We start from the raw sequence: 26,142 nt of genomic DNA, 5'->3' as shown, positions 1-26,142 counted from the left end.
CGGTCTCAGTTCACAGCGGACGTCGCTTCGACATGACGCGGTAAGGTCACCCGGATACGGGTGCCGCGTTGGCTTTCGGTGTCAGCCGGGCTGTCGATGGTGATTTGTCCATAATGCTCTTCAACGATGGAATAGACCAGTGCAAGGCCCAGTCCGGTGCCCTCGCCAGGATCCTTGGTGGTGAAGAAGGGTTCGAACAGCCGATCCATGATGCTCGACGGGATGCCGCTGCCTTCGTCTTCGACGATCAGGTCGATCGTGTGTTCGCCGGCCTCGCTCTTGACCCGTACCGCGCTGCCCGCCGGTGATGCGTCGCGGGCATTGGATAGCAGGTTGATCAGTACCTGGGCGAGCCGCTGGGGGTCGCCGTCGACCCAGTGGTCCGGATCGCACAGGTTGAAGAATTGCACTTCGAAATTGCGTCGGTTCAGCGCCAGCAGGCCAATGGCGTCCTGCGCCACCTCGGCCAGGCACACGGCTTCGTCGTTGTGTTGATGGCTGCCGGCGTGGGCGAAGCTCATCAGCGACTGGACGATGCGCGACACGCGCTTGGTCTGCTCGAGGATCTGGCCGCTGATTTCGGTGAGTTCGCCGTCCTCTTCGCGCTCTTCGCGCAGGTTCTGCGCCAGGCAGGCGATACCGGTGATCGGGTTGCCGATTTCATGGGCCACGCCGGCGGCCAGGCGACCGATGCTGGCCAGCCGCTCGGAATGCACCAGCTTGTCTTCGAGCATCTGGGTTTCGGTCAGGTCTTCCACCAGCAGCACCAGGCCGCTGTTGCCCGGGGCCAGGGGTTCGTCGATGGCGGCCTTGTGCAGGTTCAGCCAACGGGTCTGGCCGTCGAGGGCCAGGTGCTGTTTGTGCAAGTGCTCGTCCGGTACGTTGATAAAGCCTTGCAGCAGCTCTTTCCAGGGATCGGCGATGGTGCTCAGGCGCGAACCGACCACATGCTGCGCCGGAATGCTGGTCAGCTCTTCCATGGCCTTGTTCCACATGAGGATTTCCTTGTCCTTGGCCAGGGAGCAGACGCCCATCGGCAGTTCCTGCAAGGTTTGGCGGTGATAGCGGCGCAAGGCATCGAGTTCGGCGGCCAGGCCGGTCAGGCGCGAGTGGTAGTCCTCGAGCCGGCTTTCGATGAAGTGGATGTCTTCGGTCACGTAGTTTTCGCCGCCGGCCTTGTAGGGCAGGAAGGTTTCCACCATGTCCTGGGCCACGCTGGGGCCCATCAGGCCGGACAGGTTGGCCTCGATACGGTCGCGCAAACGGCGCAGGGCATAGGGACGGCGCTCGTCGAAGGGCAGGTACAGGTCGCGCAGCGCCTGCTCGACTTCCTTCTGCGCGGCCTTGGCGCCCAGGGGCTTGGCCAACTGGGTAGCGAACTCCTGGGGCGAGGCGGCATGGAGCTCACGACGTTGCGGCCGACGCACGTTGTCCACCGCACAGGCTTCGGCGGCGCTGGCTTCTTCGGAGCTGGCGTTGGTGAACAGCGAAATCAGGGTGAACATCAGGACGTTGGCGGCCAGCGAGGCGATGGCTGCCATGTGCCAGCTGGTGTCGTCCAGCACGTAGATCATGTTCAGCAGCGGTATATAGAAGCCCTGCAGGTTGCCGATCAGCGGCAGCAGCATGGTTACCAGCCATACCAGCGTCCCGGCCATCAGCCCGGCGATGAAGCCGCGCCGGTTGGCGGTTGGCCAGTACAGCACCGAGAGCACTCCAGGAAGGAACTGCAGGGTCGCGACAAAGGCCACGATGCCGAGGTTGGCCAGGTCCTGCTCGGCCCCCAGCAGCAGGTAGAAGGCATAGCCGGCCATGATGATGGCCACGATCAGCGCGCGGCGGGTCCATTTCAGCCAGCGGTAGATGTTGCCTTCGGCCGGTGGCTGATACAGCGGCAGCACCAGATGGTTGAGGGCCATCCCCGACAGCGCCAGGGTGGTGACGATGATCAGGCCGCTGGCGGCGGAAAGCCCACCGATATAGGCCATCAGGGCCAATGCCGGTTTGTTGGCGGCGATGCCGATGCCGAGGGTGAAGTACTCGGGGTTGGTGGTGGCGCCCAGTTTCAGGCCGGCCCAGAGGATCAGCGGCACCGCCAGGCTCATCAGCAACAGGAACAGCGGCAGGCCCCAGCTGGCGCTGACCAGCGAGCGCGGGTTGAGGTTCTCGGTGAAGGTCATGTGGTACATGTGCGGCATCACGATCGCCGAGGCGAAGAACACCAGCAGCAGGGTGCGCCAGGGGCCTTCCTGCAGTGGCGTATGCAGGGCGGCGAGGGCGGTCTGGTTCTGCAGCAGCCAGAGTTCCAGCTGTTGCGGGCCATCGAATACACCGTACAGGGCATAGAGGCCGACACCGCCGATGGCGATCAGCTTGATCACCGATTCGAAGGCGATGGCGAACACCAGGCCTTCGTGTTTCTCCCGGGTGGCGATGTGCCGGGAGCCGAAGAAGATAGTGAACAGGGTGATCAGCGCACAGAAACTCAGGGCGACCCGGTGCTGCACCGGCTCGCGAGTGAGGATGCCGATGGAGTCCGCGACCGCCTGGATCTGCAAGGCCAGCAGCGGCAATACGCCGACCAGCATGATCACCGTGGTCAGCGCGCCGGCCCAGGTGCTGCGAAAACGGAAGGCGAACAGATCGGCCAGCGACGACAGTTGGTAGGTGCGGGTGATTTTCAGGATCGGGTAAAGCAGCACCGGCGCCAGCAGGAAGGCGCCGGAGACCCCGAGATAGCTGGAAAGAAAACCGTAGCCGTACTGATAGGCCAGGCCGACCGTGCCATAAAAAGCCCAGGCGCTGGCGTAGACCCCGAGGGACAGGGTGTAGGTCAGCGGGTGGCGGATGATCGAGCGCGGGATCATGCCGCGTTCGCTGATCCAGGCCACCCCGAACAGCACCAGCAGGTACGCGGCGCTGATCAGGATCATCTGGGTCAGGCTAAAGCTCATCGGCATCTTTTTGGCTCTGCAGGATGAAGGTCACGACGATCAGGATCAGCCAGAGCAGATACGGGCGATACCAGGCGCCCGTAGCATCGATCCACCAATCCATGATGGCGGGGGAGAACAGATAGATCCCCACTACCAGCAGCAGGACCAAGCGATAGATGTACATCTCGGCCTCTCTTTATTGTGTGCGTGCCCGAAAACGTGCGGCGATGGTAACGGATGGGCGCCAACCTGCAAGGGGCGTCAGCGTATTTGCGCTTCGGGCACGCTCAGTGTGCGTGGGATCAGTAAAGCATCCCAGTGTTCGATGCCCCAAGTCAGCACTTCCCGAGGGCTGGCATGGACCATTTCGCTGTCGGTTTTCTGCCCCAGGGCGCGCAAGGCACGCAACAGCAGCGGCGTGGCCTGGTCCGCGGCCAGCGGTGGGGAGCGGTAGGACTTGCCCAGTTTATGCCCGTCCGGCTGGGTGATCAGCGGCACATGCAGGTAACGCGGCTGTGGCAGGCCGAGCAGCTCCTGCAGGTACAGCTGGCGCGGGGTGGAATCCAGCAGGTCGGCACCGCGCACGATATCGGTCACCCCTTGCCAGGCGTCGTCGAGCACCACCGCCAGTTGATAGGCGTAGAGACCGTCGCGGCGACGGATCACGAAGTCGCCCACATTGCGCCCCAGATGCTGGCGGAATTCGCCCTGGACCCGGTCGGTGAAGCGATATTCCAGCTCCGGCACGCGCAAGCGGATGGCGGCATCTTCCTGGCCATGTCCGGCATTGCGGCACAGTCCTGGATAAATGCCGTGGTAGGGCTCCAGTTGCTTGCGCGAGCAGGTGCAGGCGTAAGCCAGGCCCTGGTTGAACAGGCGGTTGAGGACTTCGGCGTAGGCCGCGTGCCGGTCGCTCTGGCGGACCATTTCGCCGTCCCACTCGAAGCCGTAGCTTTCCAGGGCCTTGAGAATGGCCGCCTGGGCGCCGGGCTCTTCCCGAGGCGGATCGAGGTCTTCCATGCGCACCAGCCAGCGGCCGCCGACGGCGCGAGCATCGAGGTAGGAGGCCAGGGCTGCGACCAGCGAGCCGAAATGCAGGTGCCCGCTGGGGGTTGGGGCGAAGCGCCCGGTGTAGGAAGAGGTCAAGGTATTCATGGGCAGGATGTTACTTGGTCTGATCCCCTGGGAGCGAAGCTTGCTCGCAATGGGACTTCAAGGACTTGCACGTCAGAAACAAAAACGGAGCGTTCGCACGCTCCGTTTTTCGTTCAAGCCAGCGATTACTTGCCGACTTGTTTTTCCTTGATTTCCGCCAGGGTCTTGCAGTCGACACACATGTCGGCGGTAGGGCGGGCTTCCAGGCGGCGAATACCGATCTCGACGCCGCAGGATTCGCACCAGCCGTATTCTTCGTCTTCGATCAGTTGCAGCGTCTTGTCGATCTTCTTGATCAGCTTGCGCTCACGGTCGCGGGCGCGCAGTTCCAGGCTGAATTCTTCTTCCTGGCTGGCACGGTCGGCCGGATCGGGGAAGTTGGCTGCTTCGTCTTTCATGTGATCAACAGTGCGGTCGACTTCCTGCATCAAGTCCTGTTTCCACTTGTTCAGGATCTTGGTGAAGTGCTCGCGCATGGGCTTGCCCATGTACTCTTCGCCCGCGGTTTCAACATAAGGCTCGAAGCCGCTGATCGATTGATTCTGTTGCTTTGCTTGGGTGGGCATGAAATGGACCGCCTCTACTCATGTAATCCATTGCGCAGGATTGCTCCATCACCGACACATGCCGGCCCTGCGACTGCAAGCGGGCGAACTTACCAGATCAAATCGGGCGGCGCTACTCCCGGTTGTCGAGCCCGCGTTCCACGGTGCTTGCAAAGGTCGATGCCGTCTGGCCTGGTCAGTTCGGGGGCCTGGTCAATTAATGATTTTAGCCAAGCCTGGGCCTGGCGTTCGTCTTCTTTATGGGGGAATGGCGGGTGCTCGAAGGCTTTGGGCTCTCCCTTGTCCCCGGGGTTGGGTAGAATCGGTTTTTTGCTCACTTCAATGAAGGAAGGCTAATGGCTCAGCCCTACAGTGCGCGCAGCCGCGCTATCGAACCTTTCCACGTGATGGCCCTGCTGGCCCGCGCCAATGAGCTGCAAGCGGCCGGGCACGATGTGATTCACCTGGAAATCGGTGAACCGGACTTCACCACGGCTGAGCCGATCATCAAGGCCGGGCAGGCTGCTTTGGAGGCGGGCAAGACCCGCTACACCGCCGCCCGCGGGATTCCCGAGCTGCGCACGGCTATCTCCGGTTTCTATCGACAGCGTTACGGGCTGGATATCGACCCCGAGCGCATCATGATCACGCCCGGTGGTTCCGGCGCATTGCTGCTGGCCAGCAGCCTGTTGGTCGACCCAGGCAAGCACTGGCTGCTGGCGGACCCGGGCTACCCCTGCAACCGGCACTTCCTGCGCCTGGTGGAAGGTGCTGCGCAGTTGGTGCCGGTCGGACCGGACGTGCGTTATCAGCTGACGCCGGATCTGCTGGAGCGTTATTGGGATCAGGACAGCGTCGGCGCCCTGGTGGCGTCGCCGGCCAACCCCACCGGAACCCTGCTCACCCGTGACGAGCTGGCGGGGCTGTCGGCTGCGGTGAAGGCGCGTAACGGCCATTTGGTGGTGGACGAGATCTACCACGGCCTGACCTACGGCAGCGATGCCGCCAGCGTGCTGGAAGTTGATGACAGCGCCTTTGTCCTGAATAGCTTTTCCAAATATTTCGGCATGACCGGCTGGCGCTTGGGTTGGCTGGTGGCGCCTCAGGCGGCGATCGGCGAGTTGGAGAAGCTGGCGCAGAACCTCTATATCAGTGCCCCGAGCATGGCTCAGTACGCCGCTCTGGCCTGCTTCGAGCCAGGCACCATCAGTATCCTGGAAGAGCGCCGCAACGAGTTTCAGCGGCGCCGCGACTTCCTCCTGCCAGCCCTGCGTGAGCTGGGCTTTGGCATTGCGGTAGAGCCGGAAGGCGCGTTCTACCTGTATGCCGATATCAGTGCCTTCGGCGGCGATGCCTTTGCTTTCTGCCGGCACTTTCTCGAGACCGAGCACGTTGCCTTTACCCCGGGGCTGGATTTCGGTCGCCATCAGGCCGGGCACCATGTCCGGTTCGCCTACACCCAGAGCCTGCCGCGCCTGCAGGAAGCGGTGGAGCGGATTGCCCGTGGCCTGCGGAGCTGGCAAGGCTGATGCGCTTTCATCCTCCCCTCGAAGAGGGTCGCCTGGTCCGTCGTTACAAGCGTTTTCTCGCCGATATCGAAACCATTGGCGGCGAGTTGCTGACCATTCACTGCCCCAACACCGGTTCCATGTTCAATTGCATGGTCGAGGGCGGGCAGGTCTGGTTCAGCCGTTCCAATGATCCCAAGCGCAAATTGCCCGGGACCTGGGAAATCAGCGAAACGCCCCAGGGCCGGCTGGCTTGCGTCAACACGGCGCGGGCCAACACGCTGGTGGAGGAAGCCTTGCGCGCCGGGGTGATTGGCGAATTGAGCGGTTTTACTGCTCTCAAGCGGGAAGTGCCCTATGGCCAGGAAAACAGCCGGATCGATTTCCGCCTGGACTACCCGGACGGCCCGGCTTTCGTCGAAGTCAAAAGCGTTACCCTGGGCTTCGACGGTTCCGCGGTCGCGGCCTTTCCGGATGCGGTGACCCAGCGTGGCGCCAAGCACCTGCGGGAGCTGGCTTGCCTGGCGCGTGACGGTATCCGGGCGGTGCAGTTGTATTGCGTCAACCTCTCGGGTGTCGAGGCGGTGCGACCGGCCGAAGAGATCGACCCCGGTTATGCCGCGGCGTTGCGCGAGGCCGTGGCGTCCGGGGTCGAGGTATTGGCTTACGGCGTGCGTTTGACCGCCGAGGAAGTGTGCATCGACCGCCGTCTGGACGTATTGCTCAACGGCTAAAGCTGGACCCAGATGCCCTGGCTGTCTTCCCTACAGGGGATGGCCGTCAGGGATTGTCCGGCACAGGGGCCGGCCACGCATTCACCGTTTTCGATCAGAAACAGCGCACCGTGGGTGGCGCACTGAATCAGGCTGGCGCTTGGATCGAGAAACTGATCGGGCTGCCACTCCAGAGCGACCCCGCGATGGGGGCAGCGGTTGGCGTAGACGTAGACCTGTTGATCGCGGCGCACCACGAAAAGCGGTTGGCCTTCGAGGTTGAAACCTCGGCTGGAAGCCTCCGGCAAATCGCCGGGGGCGCAAAGAAACTTCATGTCTATCCTCGGTAAGCGACGGCTCTGGGCTCAGGCTGTCACAGTTTCCCCACGGGCGCTTGATGAAACATGTCTGTGCTTGACGGTCAAATGCAAACAATTATCAAATAGCCGTTTCGCCTGTGGGGCGCTTGCTCATTTCGATGCCTGGGTTGCAGGGCATGTCACATGTACGGCGGCTTCCGTGGGCCCACTCTCTGAAGGAAATACCTTTATGCGTTCGAGTGCCCGCGCAATCGCGCTCTGTGTCGGACTGCTGGCCAGCCATGCCGCTGCGGCGGTCGAGTTACCGCAACGCTGGGTGAGCGCTGGCGGCGCCTTGTCCGAATGGGTGAGTGCGCTGGGCGCCGAATCGAAGCTGGTGGGCGTGGACACCACCAGCCAGAATCCCGAATCCCTGAAGAAGCTGCCGAGTATCGGTTATCAGCGCCAGCTGTCGGCGGAAGGCATTCTCAGCCTGCGCCCGCAGATTCTGGTGGGTACCGAAGAGATGGGGCCGCCGCCGGTACTCTCGCAGGTTCGCAGCGCCGGGGTACAGGTCGAGCTGTTCTCGGCCCAGGCCGACCTGCCGACCCTGCAGGGTAACCTGCAGCATCTGGGCAAGTTGCTGGGCAGCGAAGACAAGGCGACGCAGCTGTTCGAGCAATACAAGCAGCAGCTGGATCAGCAGCAGGCCTGGGTCAGCCAGGCCCGGAAAAAGCAGGCGGCACCGGGTGTGCTGCTGTTGCTCGGGCATGCGGGCGGCAAACCTTTGATTGCCGGCAAGGACACCGCTGCCGACTGGCTGTTGCAGCAGGCGGGTGGACGCAATCTTGCCACCCACACGGGTTACAAACCCTTTTCCACGGAGTCGTTGGCCGAACTCAACCCCGAGGTGCTGGTGTTTGCCGATCGCAGCCTGAGCGGTGACGCCGCCCGTGCCGCGTTGTTCAAGGAAAACCCGATCCTCGCGTCCAGCGGTGCGGCGAAGGCCGGCCGGGTCTTCGAGATTGATCCGACCTTGCTGGTGGGAGGCCTGGGGCCACGCCTGCCACAGAGCCTGAAAAGGCTGTCGGCCGATTTCTATCCAGCCGAGTCGGGCCAGGCCAGCATTGCCCAATGACCCCTTTGCTTAAACCCCGTGCTTTGTTCATTGGCCTGAGCCTGCTGTGTCTGTTGGCGATCTGGTTGTCCCTGGCGCTCGGGCCGGTCAGCCTGCCGCTGCTCGATACCCTACGCGCCGCCTTGCGTCTGCTGGGCCTGCCCATTGAGGGGCAGGGGTTGGAGCAGGCCGAGCTGATCCTCGGGCAGATTCGCCTGCCGCGCACCTTGCTGGGGCTGGCGGTAGGGGGCGTCCTGGCGCTGTCCGGCGTGGCAATGCAAGGGCTGTTTCGCAATCCCTTGGCCGACCCGGGGCTGGTAGGCGTATCGAGTGGCGCGGCGCTGGGCGCGGCCTTTGCCATCGTCGGCGGCTCGCTGCTGGGGGGCGTGCCGGAAGCGATCGGTCCTTACCTGCTGTCGTTCTGTGCCTTTCTCGGTGGCTTGGTGGTGGCGTGGCTGGTCTACCGCCTGGGGCGGCGCAACGGCCAGACCCATGTGGCGACCATGCTGTTGGCCGGGATTGCGTTGACGGCTTTGGCCAGCTCGGCGGTAGGCCTGTTCACCTACCTGGCCGACGATGCGACCTTGCGTACCCTGACGTTCTGGAACCTGGGCAGTCTCAACGGCGCCAGCTATTCGAGATTGTGGCCACTGCTGCTGGTCAGCGCGGCCGTGGCATTGTGGCTGCCGCGCCGGGCCAAGGCCTTGAATGCCTTGCTGCTGGGCGAGTCCGAGGCCGGTCACCTGGGGATCGATGTCGAACGGCTGAAACGGGAGCTGGTGTTCTGTACCGCGCTGGGTGTCGGTGCCGCCGTCGCCGCTGCCGGGCTGATCGGCTTTGTCGGGCTGGTGGTGCCTCATCTGGTGCGCCTGCTGTCGGGGCCTGATCACCGGACCCTGTTGCCGGCGTCGATACTGGCCGGCGCCAGCCTGCTGTTGCTGGCTGATCTGGTGGCGCGCCTGGCGCTGGCGCCTGCGGAGTTGCCCATTGGCATCGTGACCGCCTTTATCGGTGCGCCGTTCTTTCTGTTTCTGTTATTGCGAGGGCGCGCCTGATGCTGCGAGCGGAAAAACTGGCGGTGCGCCGTGGCAGGAAAACCGTGCTGGAGGGAATCGACCTCGAGCTCAAGCCCGGTGAAGTACTGGGAGTGCTGGGGCCCAATGGCGCAGGTAAAAGCACCTTGCTGGCGGCCTTGTGCGGCGAGCTGAAACCCGACCATGGCCAGGTCTGGCTTGACCAGTGCGAGCTCTCCAGATGGGACGGTGGGCAAAAGGCGCAAAGGTTAGCGGTGCTGCCGCAAAGTTCGACGCTCGAGTTCGCCTTCCAGGTCGAAGAGGTCGTCGGCCTGGGACGCCTGCCTTATCAAAGCGGCCGGGCACGGGATGACGAGATCGTCATGCAGGCCCTGCAAGCGGCGGATGCCGGGCATTTGCACGGTCGCAGCTATGTGGCCTTGTCGGGCGGCGAACGTCAGCGGGTGCACCTGGCCCGGGTGTTGGCGCAGCTATGGCCGGGCGCGGTCGGCCAGACCCTGTTGCTCGATGAGCCGACCTCAGCTCTCGATCCCTTGCATCAACATGTCACGCTGCAGGCCATTCGCGAGTTTGCCGATCGTGGGGTCGCGGTCCTGGTGATCCTGCATGATCTGAACCTCGCCGCGCGATATTGTGATCGCCTGTTGCTGCTCGAAGGCGGGCGGCCCCACTCGCTGGACTGCCCGGCGCAGGTGCTGCGGCCCGAACCGCTCAAGGCGGTGTTCGGACTGGAGGTACTGGTGCAGGCGCATCCCGAGCGGGGCCACCCTTTGATCATCGCCCGCTGAGGCGATTCGCGGAGACGCAAGATGCGTGTGCTATTGATCCTGAGTGTGTTGCTGTTGGCAGCCTGCCAGGGCGTGCCGGTCATGCCTGAACTTCCTGTCCAGGCTGAAAGCGGGGCGATTCAAGATCTGCGCAGTGGAAAGGTCCTGAGCCCGGAGGAGCTGGTCGTTCGTCTGTCCCAGGCGCCTCGGGTGATTATCGGCGAGCAGCATGACCACCCCGAACATCATGCCTTGCAGTTGTGGTTGTTGCGGGCGATGGCGACCCAGCGTGTGCAAGGCAGCCTGCTGTTGGAGATGCTCACGCCGGACCAGCAACCGCGAGTCGACTCGCTTCGCCAGCACCAGGCGACGCAGGGCTTGCCTGATGATCTGCCTGGCGCGCTGGCCTGGTCGCCGGGTTGGGACTGGGCGTTGTACGGACCTATCGTGCGTTATGCGTTGCTCCAGCCTTATCCGTTGCTGGCCGCCAATCTGGATAGCTCCGAAGTTCGTGACATCTATCGCCAGGCACCGGCCTTGAGTGGCGAACACTCGAATGCCGCGTCGGTGCGCAACGAGTTGTTGCGGCAAGTCCGTGACTCCCATTGTGGCCTGCTGCCCGAAAGCCAGATGCCGGCAATGCTGGCGGTGCAGCAGCAACGTGACCGGCGCATGGCCGAGCGCTTGCTGGCGGCACCGACGCCGGCGCTGCTTTTTGCCGGGGCCTTTCATGGGCGCAAGGATGTCGGGGTGCCGGTTCACCTGCAGGACCTCGATGCATCGGACGGCACCGTGGTGCTGATGCTGGCGCAGAAGGGCACGCAGGTATCGCCACAAAGCGCGGATTACGTGTGGTACAGCGCGCGGCTGTCGGAGAAGGATTACTGCGCCCAGATGCGCCAGTAGGCGATGACCTTTTTCCAGGCAAAAAAAGACCCGGCAAGAGCCGGGTCAAATAACCGTGATTAGCCTGATGAGGAGATAATCTGAGAGTCCGAACCACTGGTCTTCCAGGTTATCGACTGATCTCGCGACCAGTTGTGATAATCATAACGATTCTCATTTCCAAGTCAACAAGGTTTTTCCTGTTTCTGCGAATTCCGCCAAACGCTCGTTTGGATTGCCCGTAAATACGGGGCTTTAAGGGTTGGCGCTCAGGCTGTGCAGGCGGCTGACTTCCTTGTTCAACAGGTCGATTCGCCGCGCCATGCTTTCGATCAGGCTATGGGCGATACGTGGATTGCTCTGAGTCAGGCTGAGAAACTGGTTCCTGGGGATCAGCATCAGGGTGCATGGCTCGCTGGCAATCACACTGGCGTTGCGTTTCTCCCCGGTGAAAACGGCCATCGCACCAAAGATCTCGTCCTTGGGCACGTCTCCGACCTTGTGTCCGTCGACAAAGGCTTCGGCGTGCCCTTCGATAATCACGAACACATGATCGGCGTCATCGCCCTGGTGAATCAGCACCTCGCCCTTGGCCACGCGTTGAAAACCGTTGCTATTGCGCAACTCGGGTTGCTTGAGGCGGGCAACGGCATCGGAGAGCAGGGCGGTTTGTCCGATCAGGTACTGCAGAAACAGTTCGGAACGCTGTTCGTCGGCATACAGATGCTGGAACACCGCGGAACGCTGATAGGGGATCAGGCTCAACGGCTGCTCGCTGCTGAGTTGCCAGCGCGGTAGCTCCGCTCCTCGGCGCAGCCCGAGCAGATCGCCTTCATGCAGATAAAACAGTGGGCGCTCATCGATGCTGGCTTGTACCTGGCCGCTTTCGAGCAGGAACAGCTGGCTGTCGGCAAGGCTGCTGGAGAGGTCCTTGGAAGGGGCCACTTCCAATACGTCGCCGGACGGTAGCAGGCCTTCCAGCAGGCGCGGCGGGATGCTCTGCAGCCGATTGATCAAGGCGTCGGCGTAAGCCGGTTGTTCCCCCAGTAAATACATAAGAAGCCTGCCAGGTCAGTTCTTGTGGCGTGTAGAAATGGCGTCCAGCTGTTTGTTGAGTGCTTCCTTGCGTTCTGCCGGAATATCGTTCCAGTGCACATCCATCAGCGCGCCTTCGATGGCGTACAACAGCACCTTCGAGGCTCGAAACCCTCGGGTCCGCACGGCCCGATAGGCATCCACCGCCCCCAGGCGGCGCAAGTCCGAAGCGCTATGGATGCCCACCGCATGCAGCCATTGTGCCGACGTCTTGCCAAGGTTCTTCAGGTGTTGCAATTCATCATTCATCAAGCCTCCTTGCGACGGCCGAATGGTGCGTGGGCAAGTCTCAAAGGAGTGTAGCGCTCAGTAGGAAAAGCGCTGTTCTTTGGTCGGTTTTGGCGCAAAAGCTTCTAAGGCGACAGAGGAAAGCACGTCAGAAGCAGAGGGGGGAGGGAGGAGGGGGGCAAGCCAAGTCCAGCGTAAGGCGGAGGGCGCCGGACCTTGGAGCAAAAGGGGCGGTTACTTGGTGCGGTAGCGCAGACGAGTGCCGAAATTGACGGACATCAGGATTTCATCGGCGGTCAGTTCGGGTGGGAAGTAGGCGCCGGAGATCTGCGCATGGGCCAGGCTGGCACCTTCCATGGAGGAATTGCGCAGGTCGAGGCCGCGCAGGTCGGCAGAACGGAAATAGGCGTCGGTGAAGTCGATGCCGTCGGCGTTCAGCTCGCGCAGGTCGAGGCCGCGAAAATCGCCGCCGCGCATGTCGACAGGTTGATTTTTCGGGCGTTCCCGATTGAAGCCGTCGATGTCGTCTTTGTGCAGCAAAGCGTAAAGGGGGGTGTCGAGAAGTGTGGGCTGACTCATGGGGGCGTCCCTGCTGGAATTATGACGCCAGTATAGTGCCACTAATTTCAGCCGTGAAATCTTTACGATTTCACGGCTGAAATAGTTGATTACAGACCTGGGAGGCGCTGGCGAATGTTCGCCACCAGGGTGTCGAGGCTCCCGCTTTCATTGGTCTCGACGCGCTTGCTGCGCAGCACCTCTTCGGCGCTCAGGGCTTCGCGATTGGCTTGCTGCTGTTCAATCACGGCCAGGGTCGCGTCCGACGGGTCGTTGCGATCGGCCTGGCGTTGCGCCAGCCAGCTGGCGATGACGGCCTGCGGGGCATTGCAGTCGATGATCAGGCAAGGAGTACCAGTCGCTTCGGCAACCTTGGCTGCGGCATCCCGCTGGTCGCGCTTGAGGTAGGTGGCGTCGATGACCACCGGGAAACCGGCGCGCAGGACGATACCGGCCAGTTCATGCAGGCGGTCATAGGTCGCATTATTGGCCTGGGCATTATAAATGCCGACATTCGGATCGTTCTGTACCTGCTGCTCGCCGAACAGGCGTTTGCGCTCGACATCGGAGCGCAGGCGAACGGCGCCCAAAGCTTCCACCAGGCGCATGGCCACATGGCTTTTGCCAACGGCGGAAACGCCGGAAGTAATAGCCAGGAAGCGCGACGGAATGGTGCTGTAGCTCTCTGCCAGGTTGGCGTAGTTGCGGTACTGGCGCAGGGCCGTGGCGCGCTGCATCGGGCTGGCGTCGGCCGGCATGCTGAACAGGGCGACCTTGGCGCGTACCAGGGCGCGGTAGGCTTTGTAGAAATTCAACAGTTCCAGACCCTGATAGTCACCGGTCTGTTCCAGGTACTGGCTGATGAAACGACGTGCCAGGCACTTCAGGCCGCGGTCTTCCAGGTCCATGGCGAGGAAACCGGCGTCGGCATAGACGTCAGTGAAGCGGAACGGTTCGTTGAACTCGATGCAATCGAAGATCACCACCTTACCGTCGATAAGCGTTGCGTTACCCAGATGGATGTCGCCGTGGCATTCGCGGATGAAACCCTCGGCCTTGCGCTGGGCGAAGAGTGGCTTGAGGCGTTCGAAGCTGCTTTCGGCCCAGGCTTGCAGGGCTTCGAGCTGTTGCAGGTCGGCCTTGTCGCTGAGGAACGGGCGGATCTGTTCGAAGTTCTGACGCACCGGTTCCATTACGCTTTCCGGGGTGCCGGCTACGTGGGCCGCGGGAACTCGCGGGGCGTCGAGGTGGAACCTGGCAATCTGCCGGGCCATTTCGTCGATGTGCGCAGTGGTCAGTTCGCCATTGGCTTGCAGCGTGCTGAGCAGCTGGCTTTGCGGGAATTGGCGCATTTTCAGCGCGTATTCGATGACCGGGCCGTCTCCCGCGATCTGCGGTGCTTCGGCACTGCCAGTGATCGGCAACACTTCCAGATACAAATCATCGGTCAGGCGCTGGTTGAGACGCAGCTCTTCGCCGCAGAAGTGCCCGCGTGCCTCAAGGCCGGTGAAGTCGAGAAAGCCGAAGTTGACCGGCTTTTTCAGCTTATAGGCATAGGGACCGGTGAGCAGGACCCAGGAAATATGGGTCTCGATGACCTGGAATCCGTCTACGGGATGCGGGTAGAGGGCCGGGTTTTGCAGGGCGGCGATCAGGGATTGGCTCACAGGCGATCCTTCAGAGTCGGGGAAAATTCAAGGGCGTCATTATGGCCGCTGACAGGGCTAACGCAAACCTCGGGCGGCTCCTGTTGACTATGAATAAAGTGCGTATAATCCGCCGCCATGACTCGTACTCGATCCCCCCGTTCCGCTAAAAAACGTCCGTCTAGTGGCCCGCGCCCCTGGCTGGGCTGGGCCTTGAAGCTCGGTCTGGTCGCTCTGGTGGTGCTCGCCGGCTTTGCGGTTTATCTCGATGCCGTGGTCCAGGAGAAGTTCTCCGGCAAGCGCTGGACCATTCCGGCCAAGGTCTATGCGCGCCCGCTGGAGCTGTTCGTCGGACAGAAGCTCAGCAAGGACGATTTCCTCACCGAACTCGACGCACTCGGTTATCGCCGCGAAAGCGTGGTCAACGGCCCTGGTGCCGCATCTGTCAGTGGTAACACCGTCGAACTCAATACCCGTGGTTTCCAGTTCTATGAGGGTATGGAGCAGGCACAACCGGTGCGGGTGCGTTTTTCCGGCGACTACGTGGCCGAGCTGTCAGGCAGCAAAGGCTCGAAACTGGCCGTGGTACGCCTGGAGCCGCTGCTGATCGGCGGCCTGTATCCGAAGAACCTCGAAGACCGGATCCTGATCAAGATCGATCAGGTGCCTCCTTATCTGCTGGAAACCCTGGTGGCGGTCGAGGACCGGGATTTCTACAGCCACTTTGGCGTGTCGCCGAAGTCGATCGCACGGGCGGTGTGGGTCAATACCTCGTCCGGTGCCATGCGCCAGGGCGGCAGTACCCTGACCCAGCAGTTGGTCAAGAACTTCTACCTGACCAACGAGCGCAGCCTGAGCCGCAAGCTCACCGAAGCGATGATGGCTCTGCTGCTTGAGCTGCATTACGACAAGCGCGAGATCCTCGAGGCGTACCTCAACGAAGTCTTCATCGGTCAGGACGGCCAGCGTGCGGTGCACGGTTTCGGCCTGGCCAGCCAGTTCTTCTTCAGCCAGCCGCTGGCCGAACTGAAGTTGCATCAGATCGCCTTGCTGGTGGGGATGGTCAAGGGGCCGTCCTATTACAACCCGCGTCGTTATCCGGAGCGCGCGCTGGAGCGGCGTAACCTGGTACTCGATCTGCTGGCGCAACAGGGTGTGGCGACGCCGGAGCAGGTCGAAGCGGCGAAGAAAATGCCCCTGGGCGTGACCAAGCGTGGCAGCCTGGCGGACAGCTCGTTCCCTGGCTTCCTGGACCTGGTGAAGCGTCAGCTGCGTGAGGATTACCGCGACGAAGACTTGACCGAGGAAGGGCTGCGGATTTTCACCAGTTTCGACCCGATTCTGCAGATGAAGGCCGAGGCTTCGGTCAGTGACACTTTCAAGCGTCTGGCCGGGCGCAAAGGATCGGATGAAGTCGAAGCGGCGATGGTGGTGACCAACCCGGAAACCGGCGAAGTCCAGGCCATGATCGGCAGTCGCCAGGCTGGATTTGCCGGTTTCAACCGGGCGCTGGATGCGGTGCGGCCGATCGGCTCCCTGATCAAGCCCGCGGTTTACCTGACGGCGCTGGAGAAACCCAGCCAGTACACCCTGACCAGTTGGCTCTCCGATGAGGCTTTCTCGGTGAAGGGCGGCGACGGGCAAGTGTGGAAACCCCAGAACTATGACCGTCGTTCCCACGGCACGGTCTTCCTTTATCAGGGGCTGGCCCACTCCTATAACCTGTCGACCGCGCGCCTGGGCCTGGAAGTCGGTGTGCCGAACGTGCTGAAAACCCTGGGGCGCCTTGGCGTCACCCGCGAATTCCCGGCGTTCCCTTCGATGCTGCTGGGGGCGGGGGGCTTGAGCCCGATGGAAGTCGCCACCATGTACCAGACCCTGGCCAACGGCGGTTTCAATACCCCGATGCGCGGGATCCGTAGTGTGCTGACCGCCGAAGGCGAGCCGCTGAAGCGTTATCCGTTCCAGATCCAGCAACGGTTCGACCCGGGTTCGATCTATCTGATCCAGAGCGCGATGCAGCGCGTCATGCGCGAAGGCACCGGCAGTTCGGTCTACAACGTGCTGCCGCGTTCCCTGGCGCTGGCGGGCAAGACCGGTACCAGTAACGATTCCCGCGACAGCTGGTTCGCCGGTTTCAGCCAGGATCTGCTGGCGGTGGTCTGGCTGGGGCGTGATGACAACGGCAAGACACCGTTCACCGGCGCCACTGGCGCATTGCAGGTCTGGACCAGTTTCATGCGCAAGGCCGACCCGCTGCCATTGGATATGCCGCAACCGGATAACGTGGTGCAGGCCTGGGTCGACTCGCGGACCGGGCAAGGCTCGGATGCCAACTGTCCGGGCGCCGTACAGATGCCGTATATTCGCGGCAGTGAGCCCCCTCCCGGTCCTGCATGCGGCGGCGATGTCCCGGCGCCTGTTGAGTCGGTGATGGATTGGGTCAAGGGCTGGATGAATTAAGCGAAGAGGGTTTGACGTGAACAAGTGGTGGATTCCAGCTATTACAGCTCTGGCTTTGCTCAATGGTTGCGCCAGCGTGCAGCGTGGCTCGATTCCGGTGGTGGACTCCGGTACCGCCGTGTCCAACAGTGAGCGCATATCGGCAAACGGCGGCTTCCGCAAGACGACGGTCAAGCGTCCGGCGCAGGCACAGACTCAAAGTATTCCGCAGGACTCGGGCGTGGTGGTGATGGTGCCGGGCGGGGCTGCGGCCACTGCCGCGCCAATCAGCAGCGCACCGATTACCCCGGGCCCGATCACCCCTGGGCCTATCGATACCTCACCGATCCAGTCCGCGCCGATCAATCAGGGCAGCTACAGCTTGCCACCGACGCCGAGCGGAGTGCCTTCGGCCAGCTCTGGCGGGCTGTCCGCCGATGAGCAGCTGGATGGCCCTGTGCTGGCGCTGTTGACCACCGCTCAGCAGCAACAGGCGAGTGGCGATCTGAACGGCGCGTCCTCCAGCCTCGAGCGCGCCCAGCGTGTAGCGCCGCGTGAGCCGCAGGTGCTGTATCGCCTGGCCCAGGTACGCATGGCCCAGGGCGATGCGGCCCAGGCTGAACAGTTTGCCCGTCGCGGCCTGAGCTTCGCCAACGGTCGTCCGGACCTGCAGGCCAGCCTGTGGGCGCTGATCGCCCAGGCGCGCGAGAAGCAGGGCGATGCCGCCGGTGCCGCTCAGGCTCGGCAAAAAGCCAAGGTATCGCTGTGATGGATGCGCGTTTTCCAAAGATCGCCGAGCAGTTGCTGTTGATCGAGCGTGAGTTGCGGCTGCAGGGCCTGTGGGATGACACCCCACCGAGCGCCGAGGCCCTGGCCAGCGTCGAGCCTTTTGCCGTGGACACGCTGGAATTCGAGCAGTGGCTGCAATGGATCTTCCTGCCGCGGATGAAGATGATTCTCGAGCAGGATCTGCCTCTGCCCAGCGCTTCGGGGATCCAGGAAATGGCCGAGGTGGTGTTCGCCGGTCGTTCGATGCAGGGGCGGGATCTTCAGTTGCAGATCCTGCTCAAAGAGTTCGACCAACTGATAGTCACTACCCGCTGAAACCTCTGCAACCACTGCCTAGCGGCAGTGGTTGTCTATCGCCTTCTGCGTTTCCACTATGCGCTGCTGACGTTGTTCCTCGGTCAGGCGGCGCACTCCCCCCTCGATGTTCTCGCTCAGGCGTGGGTTGTTCTGCAACTGCGCCAGGCTGGCCCGTGCCTGTGTGCAAAAACGCCTGCGCTCGGCTTCCTGCCTGGCGAGCTGTTGCTTGGCCTGGTTATTCATGACCTGTTGCTGATTGTCCGGCTTGTCGGGTGGCGGCGTGTGGGGCGCACCTTTCGGGTTTTTCGGCAGGGTGATGGTGGTACTGGTCACGCCTTGGGGTGGCTGGGCGTCGAAATGGGTGACCCCCTGGGCGTCGACCCATTTGTAAATTTGCCCGGCCTGGCAGGGGAGACTCATGGCGAGCAGCAGGCCAGTGGTCATGGCGAAGGTTCGCATTTTTGAATTCCTTATCCAGGATTGCGCAATTGAAGCGCAGACACTCGTCGTTTACAGGTTTTTTCTTGCGTTCTCATGCGCTTAGTTCGAATAAAGCACATTGACGTCTTGACTTGCAGAGGGCGAAACAGAAGAATCCAAAGTCCGCTGTAGAGGGACTGCCAGAAGCAGACCCACTCGGCAGAACATGAGGCGCACATCCGCGCCGACCTGCTACACCCGCAACGCGTTACCTCGCGCTGGGTGGGAAAACCCCGCAACACTTGGGGCACTCCCAATACTTGCTCAGTCAGTGCTGACGTAGTCGGCGACCACCGTCGCTCATGCTCTGCTGAGAAGTAAACCTATTAAGACCCGTCCCCTTTCAAGAGGGCGGTATTCTGGCGTTTTAGAGGTGAACAACGTGGAGCTTTTATCTGGCGGTGAGATGCTCGTCCGCTTTTTGCGTGACGAAGGCGTCAAATATATCTATGGGTACCCGGGTGGTGCTCTCCTTCATGTTTACGATGCCCTGTTCAAAGAACCGGAAGTGACCCACATCCTGGTTCGTCACGAGCAAGCGGCTACCCATATGGCTGACGGCTACGCCCGTGCCACCGGCAAAGCCGGCGTGGTACTGGTGACTTCCGGCCCTGGCGCGACCAATGCCATCACCGGTATCGCCACTGCCTATATGGACTCCATTCCAATGGTGATCATTTCCGGTCAGGTGCCTAGCACCATGGTCGGTACCGACGCGTTCCAGGAAACCGACATGATCGGTATCTCCCGGCCGATCGTGAAGCACAGCTTCATGATCAAGCACGCTTCGGAAATCCCGGAAGTCATGAAGAAGGCGTTCTACCTGGCGCAATCCGGTCGTCCGGGTCCAGTCGTGGTCGATGTCCCTAAGGACATGACCAATCCGGCTGAAAAGTTCGAATACGTTTTCCCTAAAAAAGCGAAGCTGCGCTCCTACAGCCCAGCTGTTCGTGGTCACTCCGGGCAAATCCGCAAGGCGGCAGAAATGCTCCTGGCGGCCAAGCGTCCTGTGCTGTACGCAGGCGGCGGCGTGATCCTTGGTGGCGGCTCCGCGCCGCTGACCGAACTGGCGCAAATGCTCAACCTGCCGGTCACCAATACCCTGATGGGCTTGGGTGCCTACCCTGGCACCGATCGTCAGTTCGTCGGCATGCTCGGCATGCACGGCAGCTACACCGCCAACCTGACCATGCACCATGCCGATGTGATCCTGGCAGTCGGCGCGCGTTTCGACGACCGTGTGATCAACGGCCCGGCGAAATTCTGCCCGAACGCCAAGATCATCCATGTCGACATCGACCCGGCGTCCATCTCCAAGACCATCAAGGCAGACGTGCCGATCGTGGGTCCGGTAGAGAGCGTCCTGACCGAAATGGTCGCGGCCCTCAAGGAAATCGGCGAAACCCCGAACAAGGACACGGTCGCCAGCTGGTGGAAGCAGATCGAGGAGTGGCGCGGTGATCGTGGCCTGTTCCCTTACGACAAGGGCGACGGCAGCATCATCAAGCCGCAGACCGTGATCGAGACCCTCTGCGAAGTGACCAAGGGCGACGCCTATGTGACCTCCGACGTGGGCCAGCACCAGATGTTCGCGGCGCAGTACTACCGGTTCAACAAACCCAATCGCTGGATCAACTCCGGCGGCCTGGGCACGATGGGTTTTGGTTTCCCTGCGGCCATGGGCGTCAAGTTGAGTTTCCCTGATGCTGACGTTGCCTGTGTAACGGGCGAGGGCAGTATCCAGATGAACATTCAGGAACTGTCGACCTGCCTGCAGTACGACCTGCCGGTCAAGATCATCAACCTGAACAACGGTGCGCTGGGTATGGTGCGTCAGTGGCAGGACATGAACTACGGTAGCCGTCACTCGCATTCCTACATGGAATCGCTGCCTGATTTCGTCAAGCTGGCCGAGGCCTATGGGCACGTGGGCATTCGCATCACGGACCTGAAGGATCTGAAACCGAAGATGGAAGAAGCGTTCGCCATGAAAGATCGTCTGGTGTTCCTCGACATCCAGGTCGATACCAGCGAGCACGTCTACCCGATGCAGATCAAAGACGGCTCCATGCGCGATATGTGGCTGAGCAAGACGGAGCGTACTTAATCATGCGGCACATTATCTCCTTGCTTCTGGAAAACGAACCGGGCGCCTTGTCTCGTGTGGTTGGCCTGTTTTCGCAGCGCAACTACAACATCGAAAGCCTGACCGTGGCGCCGACCGAGGACCCGACCCTGTCGCGTCTGACGCTGACCACCGTGGGGCACGATGAAATCATCGAGCAGATCACCAAGAACCTGAACAAGCTGGTTGAAGTGGTCAAGCTGGTCGACCTGTCGGAAAGCGCTCACATCGAACGCGAGCTGATGCTGGTCAAGGTCAAGGCCACCGGCGCCCAGCGCGCCGAGGTCAAGCGCACCACCGATATTTACCGTGGGCAGATCGTCGACGTCAGTGCCAGCGTGTATACCGTTCAATTGACCGGTACCAGCGACAAGCTCGACAGTTTCATCCAGTCGATCGGCACCGCCTCGATTCTGGAAACCGTACGCAGTGGCGTCACCGGCATTGCCCGTGGCGATAAAGTACTCAGCATCTAACTCAAATTAGCGAACGGCCCGAACGGCCTGATATAGGGGAAATTCATGAAAGTTTTCTACGATAAAGACTGCGACCTCTCGATCATCCAGGGCAAGAAAGTTGCCATCATCGGTTACGGCTCCCAGGGCCACGCTCAAGCGTGCAACCTGAAAGACTCCGGCGTCGACGTGACCGTTGGCCTGCGTAAAGGCTCGGCTACCGTTGCCAAGGCTGAAGCCCATGGCCTGAAAGTGACCGACGTTGCCGCGGCCGTTGCCGGTGCCGACCTGGTCATGATCCTGACCCCGGACGAGTTCCAGTCCCAGCTGTACAAGAACGAAATCGAGCCGAACATCAAGAAGGGCGCCACCCTGGCCTTCTCCCACGGCTTCGCGATCCACTACAACCAGGTTGTTCCGCGCGCCGACCTCGACGTGATCATGATCGCGCCGAAGGCCCCGGGCCACACCGTGCGTTCCGAGTTCGTCAAGGGCGGCGGTATCCCTGACCTGATCGCTATCTACCAGGACGCTTCCGGCAACGCCAAGAACGTTGCTCTGTCCTACGCCGCTGGCGTGGGCGGCGGCCGTACCGGCATCATCGAAACCACCTTCAAGGACGAGACTGAAACCGACCTGTTCGGCGAGCAGGCTGTTCTTTGTGGCGGTACCGTCGAGCTGGTCAAAGCCGGTTTCGAAACCCTGGTCGAAGCTGGCTACGCGCCAGAAATGGCCTACTTCGAATGCCTGCACGAACTGAAGCTGATCGTTGACCTCATGTACGAAGGCGGTATCGCCAACATGAACTACTCGATCTCCAACAACGCCGAATACGGCGAGTACGTGACCGGCCCTGAAGTGATCAACGCCGAATCCCGTCAGGCCATGCGCAACGCTCTGAAGCGCATCCAGGACGGCGAATACGCCAAGATGTTCATCAGCGAAGGTGCTACCGGCTACCCATCGATGACCGCCAAGCGTCGTAACAACGCCGCTCACGGTATCGAAATCATCGGCGAGCAACTGCGCTCGATGATGCCGTGGATCGGTGCCAACAAAATCGTCGACAAAGCCAAGAACTAAGTTCGAGTCTTGTCAGGGAAAACGCGGCCTAGGCCGCGTTTTTTCGTTTGGATAGGCAGGTTCTGGTATAAAGCTGGATCCTTTGTGGTCCAATCGTGGCCCTGGGTATCGTCGAAACTTTTCACACCGTTGCAAGGTAATGTCCATGAGCGAACGTCCCGAAGAGCCAAACCAGGCCTCTGACGCCGAAAGCCTGCTACCCATCGATGAGCATGTCGAAGAAGGGCATGACGCTGAAGGCCGTAAAGTCCGGCATCGTGGTATCTATCTGCTGCCGAACCTCTTCACCACCGCGAACCTGTTCGCCGGTTTCTACTCGATCATCAATTCCATGAGTGCCCAGAGCGCATTGAGCGCCGGGGACGCGGCAGGGGCGAGCAAGTATTTCGCGTTCGCGGCCATCGCGATCTTTGTCGCCATGGTGCTCGATGGCCTGGACGGGCGCGTAGCCCGCATGACCAATACCCAGAGCGCTTTTGGCGCTGAGTATGACTCGCTGTCCGACATGGTTGCCTTCGGCGTTGCGCCTGCCTTGCTGGCATTCGGTTGGGCGTTGGGCGACATGGGCAAGGTCGGCTGGATGGTCGCCTTCATCTATGTAGCTGGCGCGGCTTTGCGTCTGGCCCGTTTCAACACCCAGGTGGGGACTGCCGACAAGCGTTACTTCATTGGCCTGGCCAGTCCGGCGGCGGCGGGTGTGGTGGCCGGTATTGTCTGGGCATTCAGCGATTACGGTATCCAGGGTTCGAAGATGTCGTTCCTGGTGGCGCTGATGGTGGCGGCGGCCGGCATGCTGATGGTCAGCAACATCAAGTACAACAGCTTCAAGGAGCTGGATCTGAAGGGGCGTGTACCTTTCGTGGCGATCCTGGCGGTGGTTCTGGTGTTCGCCGTGGTCTTCAGCGATCCGCCGCGGATTCTGCTGCTGGTTTTCCTCGCCTACGCGGCCTCTGGCCCGATTCAGTACTTATTGCATCTTCGTCGACGCAAAACGTTGCCTTAATGTAATTTCCCCCATACTCCGCAGTCTATTGGTGCATCAGTCCTCCAATTCTGCGGAGTTGCCATGTTGATCAAAGTTCCCAAGTCGTCTGATTGCAAAGAGTCGGACGTCACACCTGAATCCCTTTATTTCTCTCGTCGTAGCCTGTTGGGTGGGGCCATTGCCGGTCTGGCTGCCTGTACGCTGCCGCGCTGGGCCAGTGCCGAAGAGGCGGGACGCTATCCGGATGTCGAGCCTGGCAAGGCGCCGTCATGGTTTGCGCAAAAACTGCCAGCGACCAAATGGCAGGCGGTCAACGTCAAGGACGAGGCGATCACTCCGTTCAAGGATGCCACCCACTACAACAACTTCTATGAGTTCGGTGCCGACAAGGGCGATCCGGCTGCCAATGCCGGCGCGCTGAAAACCGAACCCTGGAGCGTGGTGGTGGACGGGGAGGTGGGTAAGCCGGGGCGTTATGCGCTGGAAGACTTCATGAAGCCTTATCAGTTGGAAGAGCGGATCTATCGGCTGCGTTGTGTCGAGGCCTGGTCCATGGTGATTCCCTGGATCGGTTTCCCGATTTCCGAGTTGCTCAAGCAGGTCGAGCCAACGTCGAAGGCTAAATACATCCGCTTCGAAACCCTTCAGGACCCTAAAAGCATGCCCGGTCAGCGTTCGGGTTTTGCCCTGATCGACTGGCCTTATGTAGAGGGCCTGCGTCTGGATGAAGCGATGCATCCCTTGGCGATTATGGCCGTGGGGATGTATGGCCGCGAGCTACCGAACCAGAACGGTGCACCGTTGCGTTTGGTGGTGCCGTGGAAGTACGGCTTCAAGAGCATCAAGTCCATCGTGCGCATCAGTCTGGTGGGGGAACAGCCGAAAACTACCTGGCAAAGCATTGCTGCCAATGAGTACGGTTTTTACGCGAACGTGAATCCTACGGTTGATCACCCTCGCTGGACCCAGGCGCGCGAGCGTCGGCTGCCCAGTGGTCTGTTCAGTCCCAATGTGCGTGAGACGCAGATGTTCAACGGCTACGCGGATGAAGTCGCTTCTTTATATACCGGCCTGGATCTGCGGAAGAACTACTGATGCGCTACCCATTCTGGCGCCTTGGCGTCTTCATTGTTGCGGCTATCTGGCCTTTGCTCTGGTTGTACCAGGCTTGGGCCTCCGCGCTCGGGCCCGATCCAGGGAAAGTGCTGGTCGATCGTCTGGGGCTGGGGACGCTGATCTTTTTGCTGATCACCCTGAGCATGACCCCCCTGCAGAAACTGACGGGGTGGGCGGGATGGATCGCGGTAAGACGACAGCTCGGTTTGTGGTGCTTTGCTTATGTGGTGCTGCATTTAAGTGCTTACGCCGTATTTATCCTCGGGCTCGACTGGTCACAGTTGGGGGTGGAGTTGCGTAAGCGGCCCTACATTATTGTGGGAAGCCTGGGCTTCCTCGGATTGTTGGCCTTGGCGGTGACTTCCAACAGATTCAGTCAGCGTCGTCTGGGTAGTCGTTGGAAGAAACTGCATCGGTTGGTCTATCTCATTCTCGGGCTGGGTTTACTGCATATGCTCTGGATTGTTCGGGCGGATCTTAAAGAGTGGGCTATCTACGCTTCTATCGGCGCATTGTTATTACTGTTGCGGCTACCGCCGGTGACACGTCGAATCCCCCGTTTAATGGTGAAAAAACCATCTTCTGCAACAAAAGCGTAATTAGGGGTTGACGGCAGATTCTACAGGTCTATAATTCGCCCCACTTCCGGCGCAGTCGAAACGGAAAACTCCTTGAGATTCAATGAGTTACACGGTTTTCGACAGCGGTTAAGCTTCAGTTCATCGAAGCCTGAAGGAGTTGGTAAGGTGTCTTGTTTTCGCCTTATTAACGATTCGATCTTCTCGGTCGAAAGCGGAGAAAAAGAGGTGTTGACAGCAGCGTGTAACGCTGTAGAATTCGCCTCCCGCTGACGAGAGATCGGAAGCGCAAGTGGTTGAAGTTGCAAAGGAAACTTTGAAAACTTCTTAAAATAACCGCTTGACAGATACAGAGGCTGCTGTAGAATGCGCGCCTCGGTTGAGACGAAAGGCTTAACCAACCGCTCTTTAACAACTGAATCAAGCAATTCGTGTGGGTGCTTGTGGAGTCAGACTGATAGTCAGAAAGATTATCAGCATCACAAGTTACTCCGCGAGAAATCAAAGATGTAACCAACGATTGCTGAGCCAAGTTTAGGGTTTTCTCAAAACCCAAAGATGTTTGAACTGAAGAGTTTGATCATGGCTCAGATTGAACGCTGGCGGCAGGCCTAACACATGCAAGTCGAGCGGTAGAGAGGAGCTTGCTTCTCTTGAGAGCGGCGGACGGGTGAGTAATGCCTAGGAATCTGCCTGGTAGTGGGGGATAACGTTCGGAAACGGACGCTAATACCGCATACGTCCTACGGGAGAAAGCAGGGGACCTTCGGGCCTTGCGCTATCAGATGAGCCTAGGTCGGATTAGCTAGTTGGTGAGGTAATGGCTCACCAAGGCGACGATCCGTAACTGGTCTGAGAGGATGATCAGTCACACTGGAACTGAGACACGGTCCAGACTCCTACGGGAGGCAGCAGTGGGGAATATTGGACAATGGGCGAAAGCCTGATCCAGCCATGCCGCGTGTGTGAAGAAGGTCTTCGGATTGTAAAGCACTTTAAGTTGGGAGGAAGGGTACTTACCTAATACGTGAGTATTTTGACGTTACCGACAGAATAAGCACCGGCTAACTCTGTGCCAGCAGCCGCGGTAATACAGAGGGTGCAAGCGTTAATCGGAATTACTGGGCGTAAAGCGCGCGTAGGTGGTTCGTTAAGTTGAATGTGAAATCCCCGGGCTCAACCTGGGAACTGCATCCAAAACTGGCGAGCTAGAGTATGGTAGAGGGTGGTGGAATTTCCTGTGTAGCGGTGAAATGCGTAGATATAGGAAGGAACACCAGTGGCGAAGGCGACCACCTGGACTGAT

Annotated in this window: 25 protein-coding genes and 1 rRNA gene (1 of these 26 cut by a window edge); 16 read left to right on the top strand and 10 right to left on the bottom strand. The window is 60.7% G+C overall.

Translation table 11 applies throughout. The annotated features are described in order from the left end of the window. Positions 1-5 precede the first annotated feature (5 nt). From C4K38_RS27330 to dksA, 4 genes are all read right to left on the bottom strand, one after another. Entirely contained in the window at positions 6-2,960 is a 2,955-nt protein-coding gene (locus tag C4K38_RS27330) for a sensor histidine kinase (protein WP_164487025.1), read from the bottom strand. After that, a complete protein-coding gene (locus C4K38_RS27325; RefSeq protein WP_003176118.1) occupies positions 2,944-3,120 on the bottom strand; it encodes a hypothetical protein in 177 nt (58 codons plus the stop codon). The genes C4K38_RS27330 and C4K38_RS27325 overlap by 17 nt, the downstream gene beginning before the upstream one ends. A gap of 77 nt (positions 3,121-3,197) precedes the next feature. Then, positions 3,198-4,082 carry a tRNA glutamyl-Q(34) synthetase GluQRS gene (gene gluQRS, locus C4K38_RS27320; RefSeq protein ID WP_164487052.1) on the bottom strand — a complete coding sequence of 295 codons (885 nt, stop codon included), beginning with the start codon at positions 4,080-4,082 and terminating at the stop codon, positions 3,198-3,200. 134 nt (positions 4,083-4,216) lie between these two features. Next, positions 4,217-4,657, bottom strand: coding sequence for an RNA polymerase-binding protein DksA (gene dksA, locus C4K38_RS27315; protein WP_007924645.1), 441 nt, complete (start codon positions 4,655-4,657; stop codon positions 4,217-4,219). A 335-nt stretch (positions 4,658-4,992) separates the two neighbouring features. Here dksA and C4K38_RS27310 point away from each other — a divergent pair, with 335 nt between their 5' ends. Together C4K38_RS27310 and sfsA are read left to right on the top strand one after the other, a co-directional pair. After that, on the top strand, positions 4,993-6,165 hold the full coding sequence (locus tag C4K38_RS27310; protein WP_053280947.1) for a pyridoxal phosphate-dependent aminotransferase: 1,173 nt from the start codon (positions 4,993-4,995) through the stop codon (positions 6,163-6,165). Further along, a complete protein-coding gene (gene sfsA, locus C4K38_RS27305) occupies positions 6,165-6,878 on the top strand; it encodes a DNA/RNA nuclease SfsA (RefSeq protein ID WP_053280946.1) in 714 nt (237 codons plus the stop codon). Before C4K38_RS27310 ends, sfsA begins: the two co-directional genes overlap by 1 nt. Here sfsA and C4K38_RS27300 read toward each other — a convergent pair. Further along, positions 6,875-7,192 (bottom strand): Rieske (2Fe-2S) protein, encoded by a 318-nt coding sequence (locus tag C4K38_RS27300; RefSeq protein WP_053280945.1) that lies wholly within the window; start codon positions 7,190-7,192, stop codon positions 6,875-6,877. The two genes, sfsA and C4K38_RS27300, sit on opposite strands and share 4 nt — an antisense overlap. A gap of 214 nt (positions 7,193-7,406) precedes the next feature. Between C4K38_RS27300 and C4K38_RS27295 the strand changes: the two genes are divergently transcribed. Genes C4K38_RS27295 through C4K38_RS27280 form a run of 4 tightly spaced genes read left to right on the top strand, consistent with a single transcriptional unit; the run spans position 7,407 to position 10,980 of the window. Next, a complete protein-coding gene (locus tag C4K38_RS27295) occupies positions 7,407-8,294 on the top strand; it encodes a heme/hemin ABC transporter substrate-binding protein (protein WP_053280944.1) in 888 nt (295 codons plus the stop codon). 50 nt (positions 8,295-8,344) lie between these two features. Then, the gene (locus tag C4K38_RS27290) at positions 8,345-9,328 is read left to right on the top strand and encodes a FecCD family ABC transporter permease (protein WP_164487051.1); all 984 of its coding nucleotides are present in this window, start codon (positions 8,345-8,347) and stop codon (positions 9,326-9,328) included. Next, the gene (locus C4K38_RS27285) at positions 9,328-10,095 is read left to right on the top strand and encodes a heme ABC transporter ATP-binding protein (protein WP_053280942.1); all 768 of its coding nucleotides are present in this window, start codon (positions 9,328-9,330) and stop codon (positions 10,093-10,095) included. The genes C4K38_RS27290 and C4K38_RS27285 overlap by 1 nt, the downstream gene beginning before the upstream one ends. A 21-nt stretch (positions 10,096-10,116) precedes the next feature. Then, a complete protein-coding gene (locus tag C4K38_RS27280) occupies positions 10,117-10,980 on the top strand; it encodes a ChaN family lipoprotein (protein WP_053280941.1) in 864 nt (287 codons plus the stop codon). Between the two features lie 234 nt (positions 10,981-11,214). Here the strand turns inward: C4K38_RS27280 and C4K38_RS27275 are convergent, their stop codons facing one another. The 4 genes from C4K38_RS27275 to C4K38_RS27260 form a co-directional block, all read right to left on the bottom strand. Further along, positions 11,215-12,015 carry a Crp/Fnr family transcriptional regulator gene (locus C4K38_RS27275; protein WP_053280940.1) on the bottom strand — a complete coding sequence of 267 codons (801 nt, stop codon included), beginning with the start codon at positions 12,013-12,015 and terminating at the stop codon, positions 11,215-11,217. Positions 12,016-12,030: 15 nt separating this feature from the next. Then, the gene (locus C4K38_RS27270; RefSeq protein WP_025805346.1) at positions 12,031-12,303 is read right to left on the bottom strand and encodes a TfoX/Sxy family protein; all 273 of its coding nucleotides are present in this window, start codon (positions 12,301-12,303) and stop codon (positions 12,031-12,033) included. Positions 12,304-12,516: 213 nt separating this feature from the next. After that, a complete protein-coding gene (locus tag C4K38_RS27265) occupies positions 12,517-12,861 on the bottom strand; it encodes a pentapeptide repeat-containing protein (protein WP_025805345.1) in 345 nt (114 codons plus the stop codon). Positions 12,862-12,950: 89 nt separating this feature from the next. Next, positions 12,951-14,507: a bifunctional aminoglycoside phosphotransferase/ATP-binding protein gene (locus tag C4K38_RS27260; RefSeq protein WP_053280939.1), complete on the bottom strand. Its 1,557-nt coding sequence runs from the start codon at positions 14,505-14,507 to the stop codon at positions 12,951-12,953. Positions 14,508-14,624: 117 nt separating this feature from the next. Between C4K38_RS27260 and mrcB the strand changes: the two genes are divergently transcribed. From mrcB to C4K38_RS27245, 3 genes are read left to right on the top strand one after another with little or no spacing between them, the layout of a single operon-like run. Continuing rightward, positions 14,625-16,949 carry a penicillin-binding protein 1B gene (gene mrcB / locus C4K38_RS27255; RefSeq protein WP_009050881.1) on the top strand — a complete coding sequence of 775 codons (2,325 nt, stop codon included), beginning with the start codon at positions 14,625-14,627 and terminating at the stop codon, positions 16,947-16,949. 16 nt (positions 16,950-16,965) lie between these two features. Then, positions 16,966-17,697, top strand: a complete 732-nt coding sequence (locus tag C4K38_RS27250) for a tetratricopeptide repeat protein (protein ID WP_053280938.1) — start codon at positions 16,966-16,968, stop codon at positions 17,695-17,697. Continuing rightward, complete coding sequence (locus C4K38_RS27245; protein ID WP_053280937.1) at positions 17,697-18,032, top strand: YqcC family protein; 336 nt, start codon at positions 17,697-17,699, stop codon at positions 18,030-18,032. The genes C4K38_RS27250 and C4K38_RS27245 overlap by 1 nt, the downstream gene beginning before the upstream one ends. A gap of 18 nt (positions 18,033-18,050) precedes the next feature. Here the strand turns inward: C4K38_RS27245 and C4K38_RS27240 are convergent, their stop codons facing one another. Next, positions 18,051-18,473, bottom strand: a complete 423-nt coding sequence (locus tag C4K38_RS27240) for a DUF4124 domain-containing protein (RefSeq protein ID WP_053280936.1) — start codon at positions 18,471-18,473, stop codon at positions 18,051-18,053. Between the two features lie 403 nt (positions 18,474-18,876). Between C4K38_RS27240 and C4K38_RS27235 the strand changes: the two genes are divergently transcribed. The 7 genes from C4K38_RS27235 to C4K38_RS27200 form a co-directional block, all read left to right on the top strand. After that, positions 18,877-20,601, top strand: a complete 1,725-nt coding sequence (locus tag C4K38_RS27235; protein ID WP_025805338.1) for an acetolactate synthase 3 large subunit — start codon at positions 18,877-18,879, stop codon at positions 20,599-20,601. A 2-nt stretch (positions 20,602-20,603) separates the two neighbouring features. Next, on the top strand, positions 20,604-21,095 hold the full coding sequence (gene ilvN, locus C4K38_RS27230; protein ID WP_007924620.1) for an acetolactate synthase small subunit: 492 nt from the start codon (positions 20,604-20,606) through the stop codon (positions 21,093-21,095). Between the two features lie 45 nt (positions 21,096-21,140). Continuing rightward, entirely contained in the window at positions 21,141-22,157 is a 1,017-nt protein-coding gene (gene ilvC / locus C4K38_RS27225; protein ID WP_007959661.1) for a ketol-acid reductoisomerase, read from the top strand. Positions 22,158-22,302: 145 nt separating this feature from the next. After that, positions 22,303-23,160 (top strand): CDP-diacylglycerol--serine O-phosphatidyltransferase, encoded by an 858-nt coding sequence (gene pssA, locus C4K38_RS27220; RefSeq protein WP_038575758.1) that lies wholly within the window; start codon positions 22,303-22,305, stop codon positions 23,158-23,160. Between the two features lie 63 nt (positions 23,161-23,223). Continuing rightward, positions 23,224-24,237, top strand: coding sequence for a protein-methionine-sulfoxide reductase catalytic subunit MsrP (msrP, locus tag C4K38_RS27215; protein ID WP_053280935.1), 1,014 nt, complete (start codon positions 23,224-23,226; stop codon positions 24,235-24,237). Further along, on the top strand, positions 24,237-24,857 hold the full coding sequence (gene msrQ / locus C4K38_RS27210) for a protein-methionine-sulfoxide reductase heme-binding subunit MsrQ (protein WP_053280934.1): 621 nt from the start codon (positions 24,237-24,239) through the stop codon (positions 24,855-24,857). The genes msrP and msrQ overlap by 1 nt, the downstream gene beginning before the upstream one ends. Positions 24,858-25,400: 543 nt before the next feature. Beyond that, positions 25,401-26,142 (top strand): 16S ribosomal RNA (locus C4K38_RS27200); it runs 795 nt beyond the window's last position.

Source organism: Pseudomonas chlororaphis subsp. piscium (genome assembly GCF_003850345.1).
Classification (GTDB): domain Bacteria; phylum Pseudomonadota; class Gammaproteobacteria; order Pseudomonadales; family Pseudomonadaceae; genus Aquipseudomonas; species Aquipseudomonas piscium.
The sequence above is the reverse complement of the archived record's forward strand: the minus strand, read 5'-3'. Positions and strand labels throughout refer to the sequence as shown.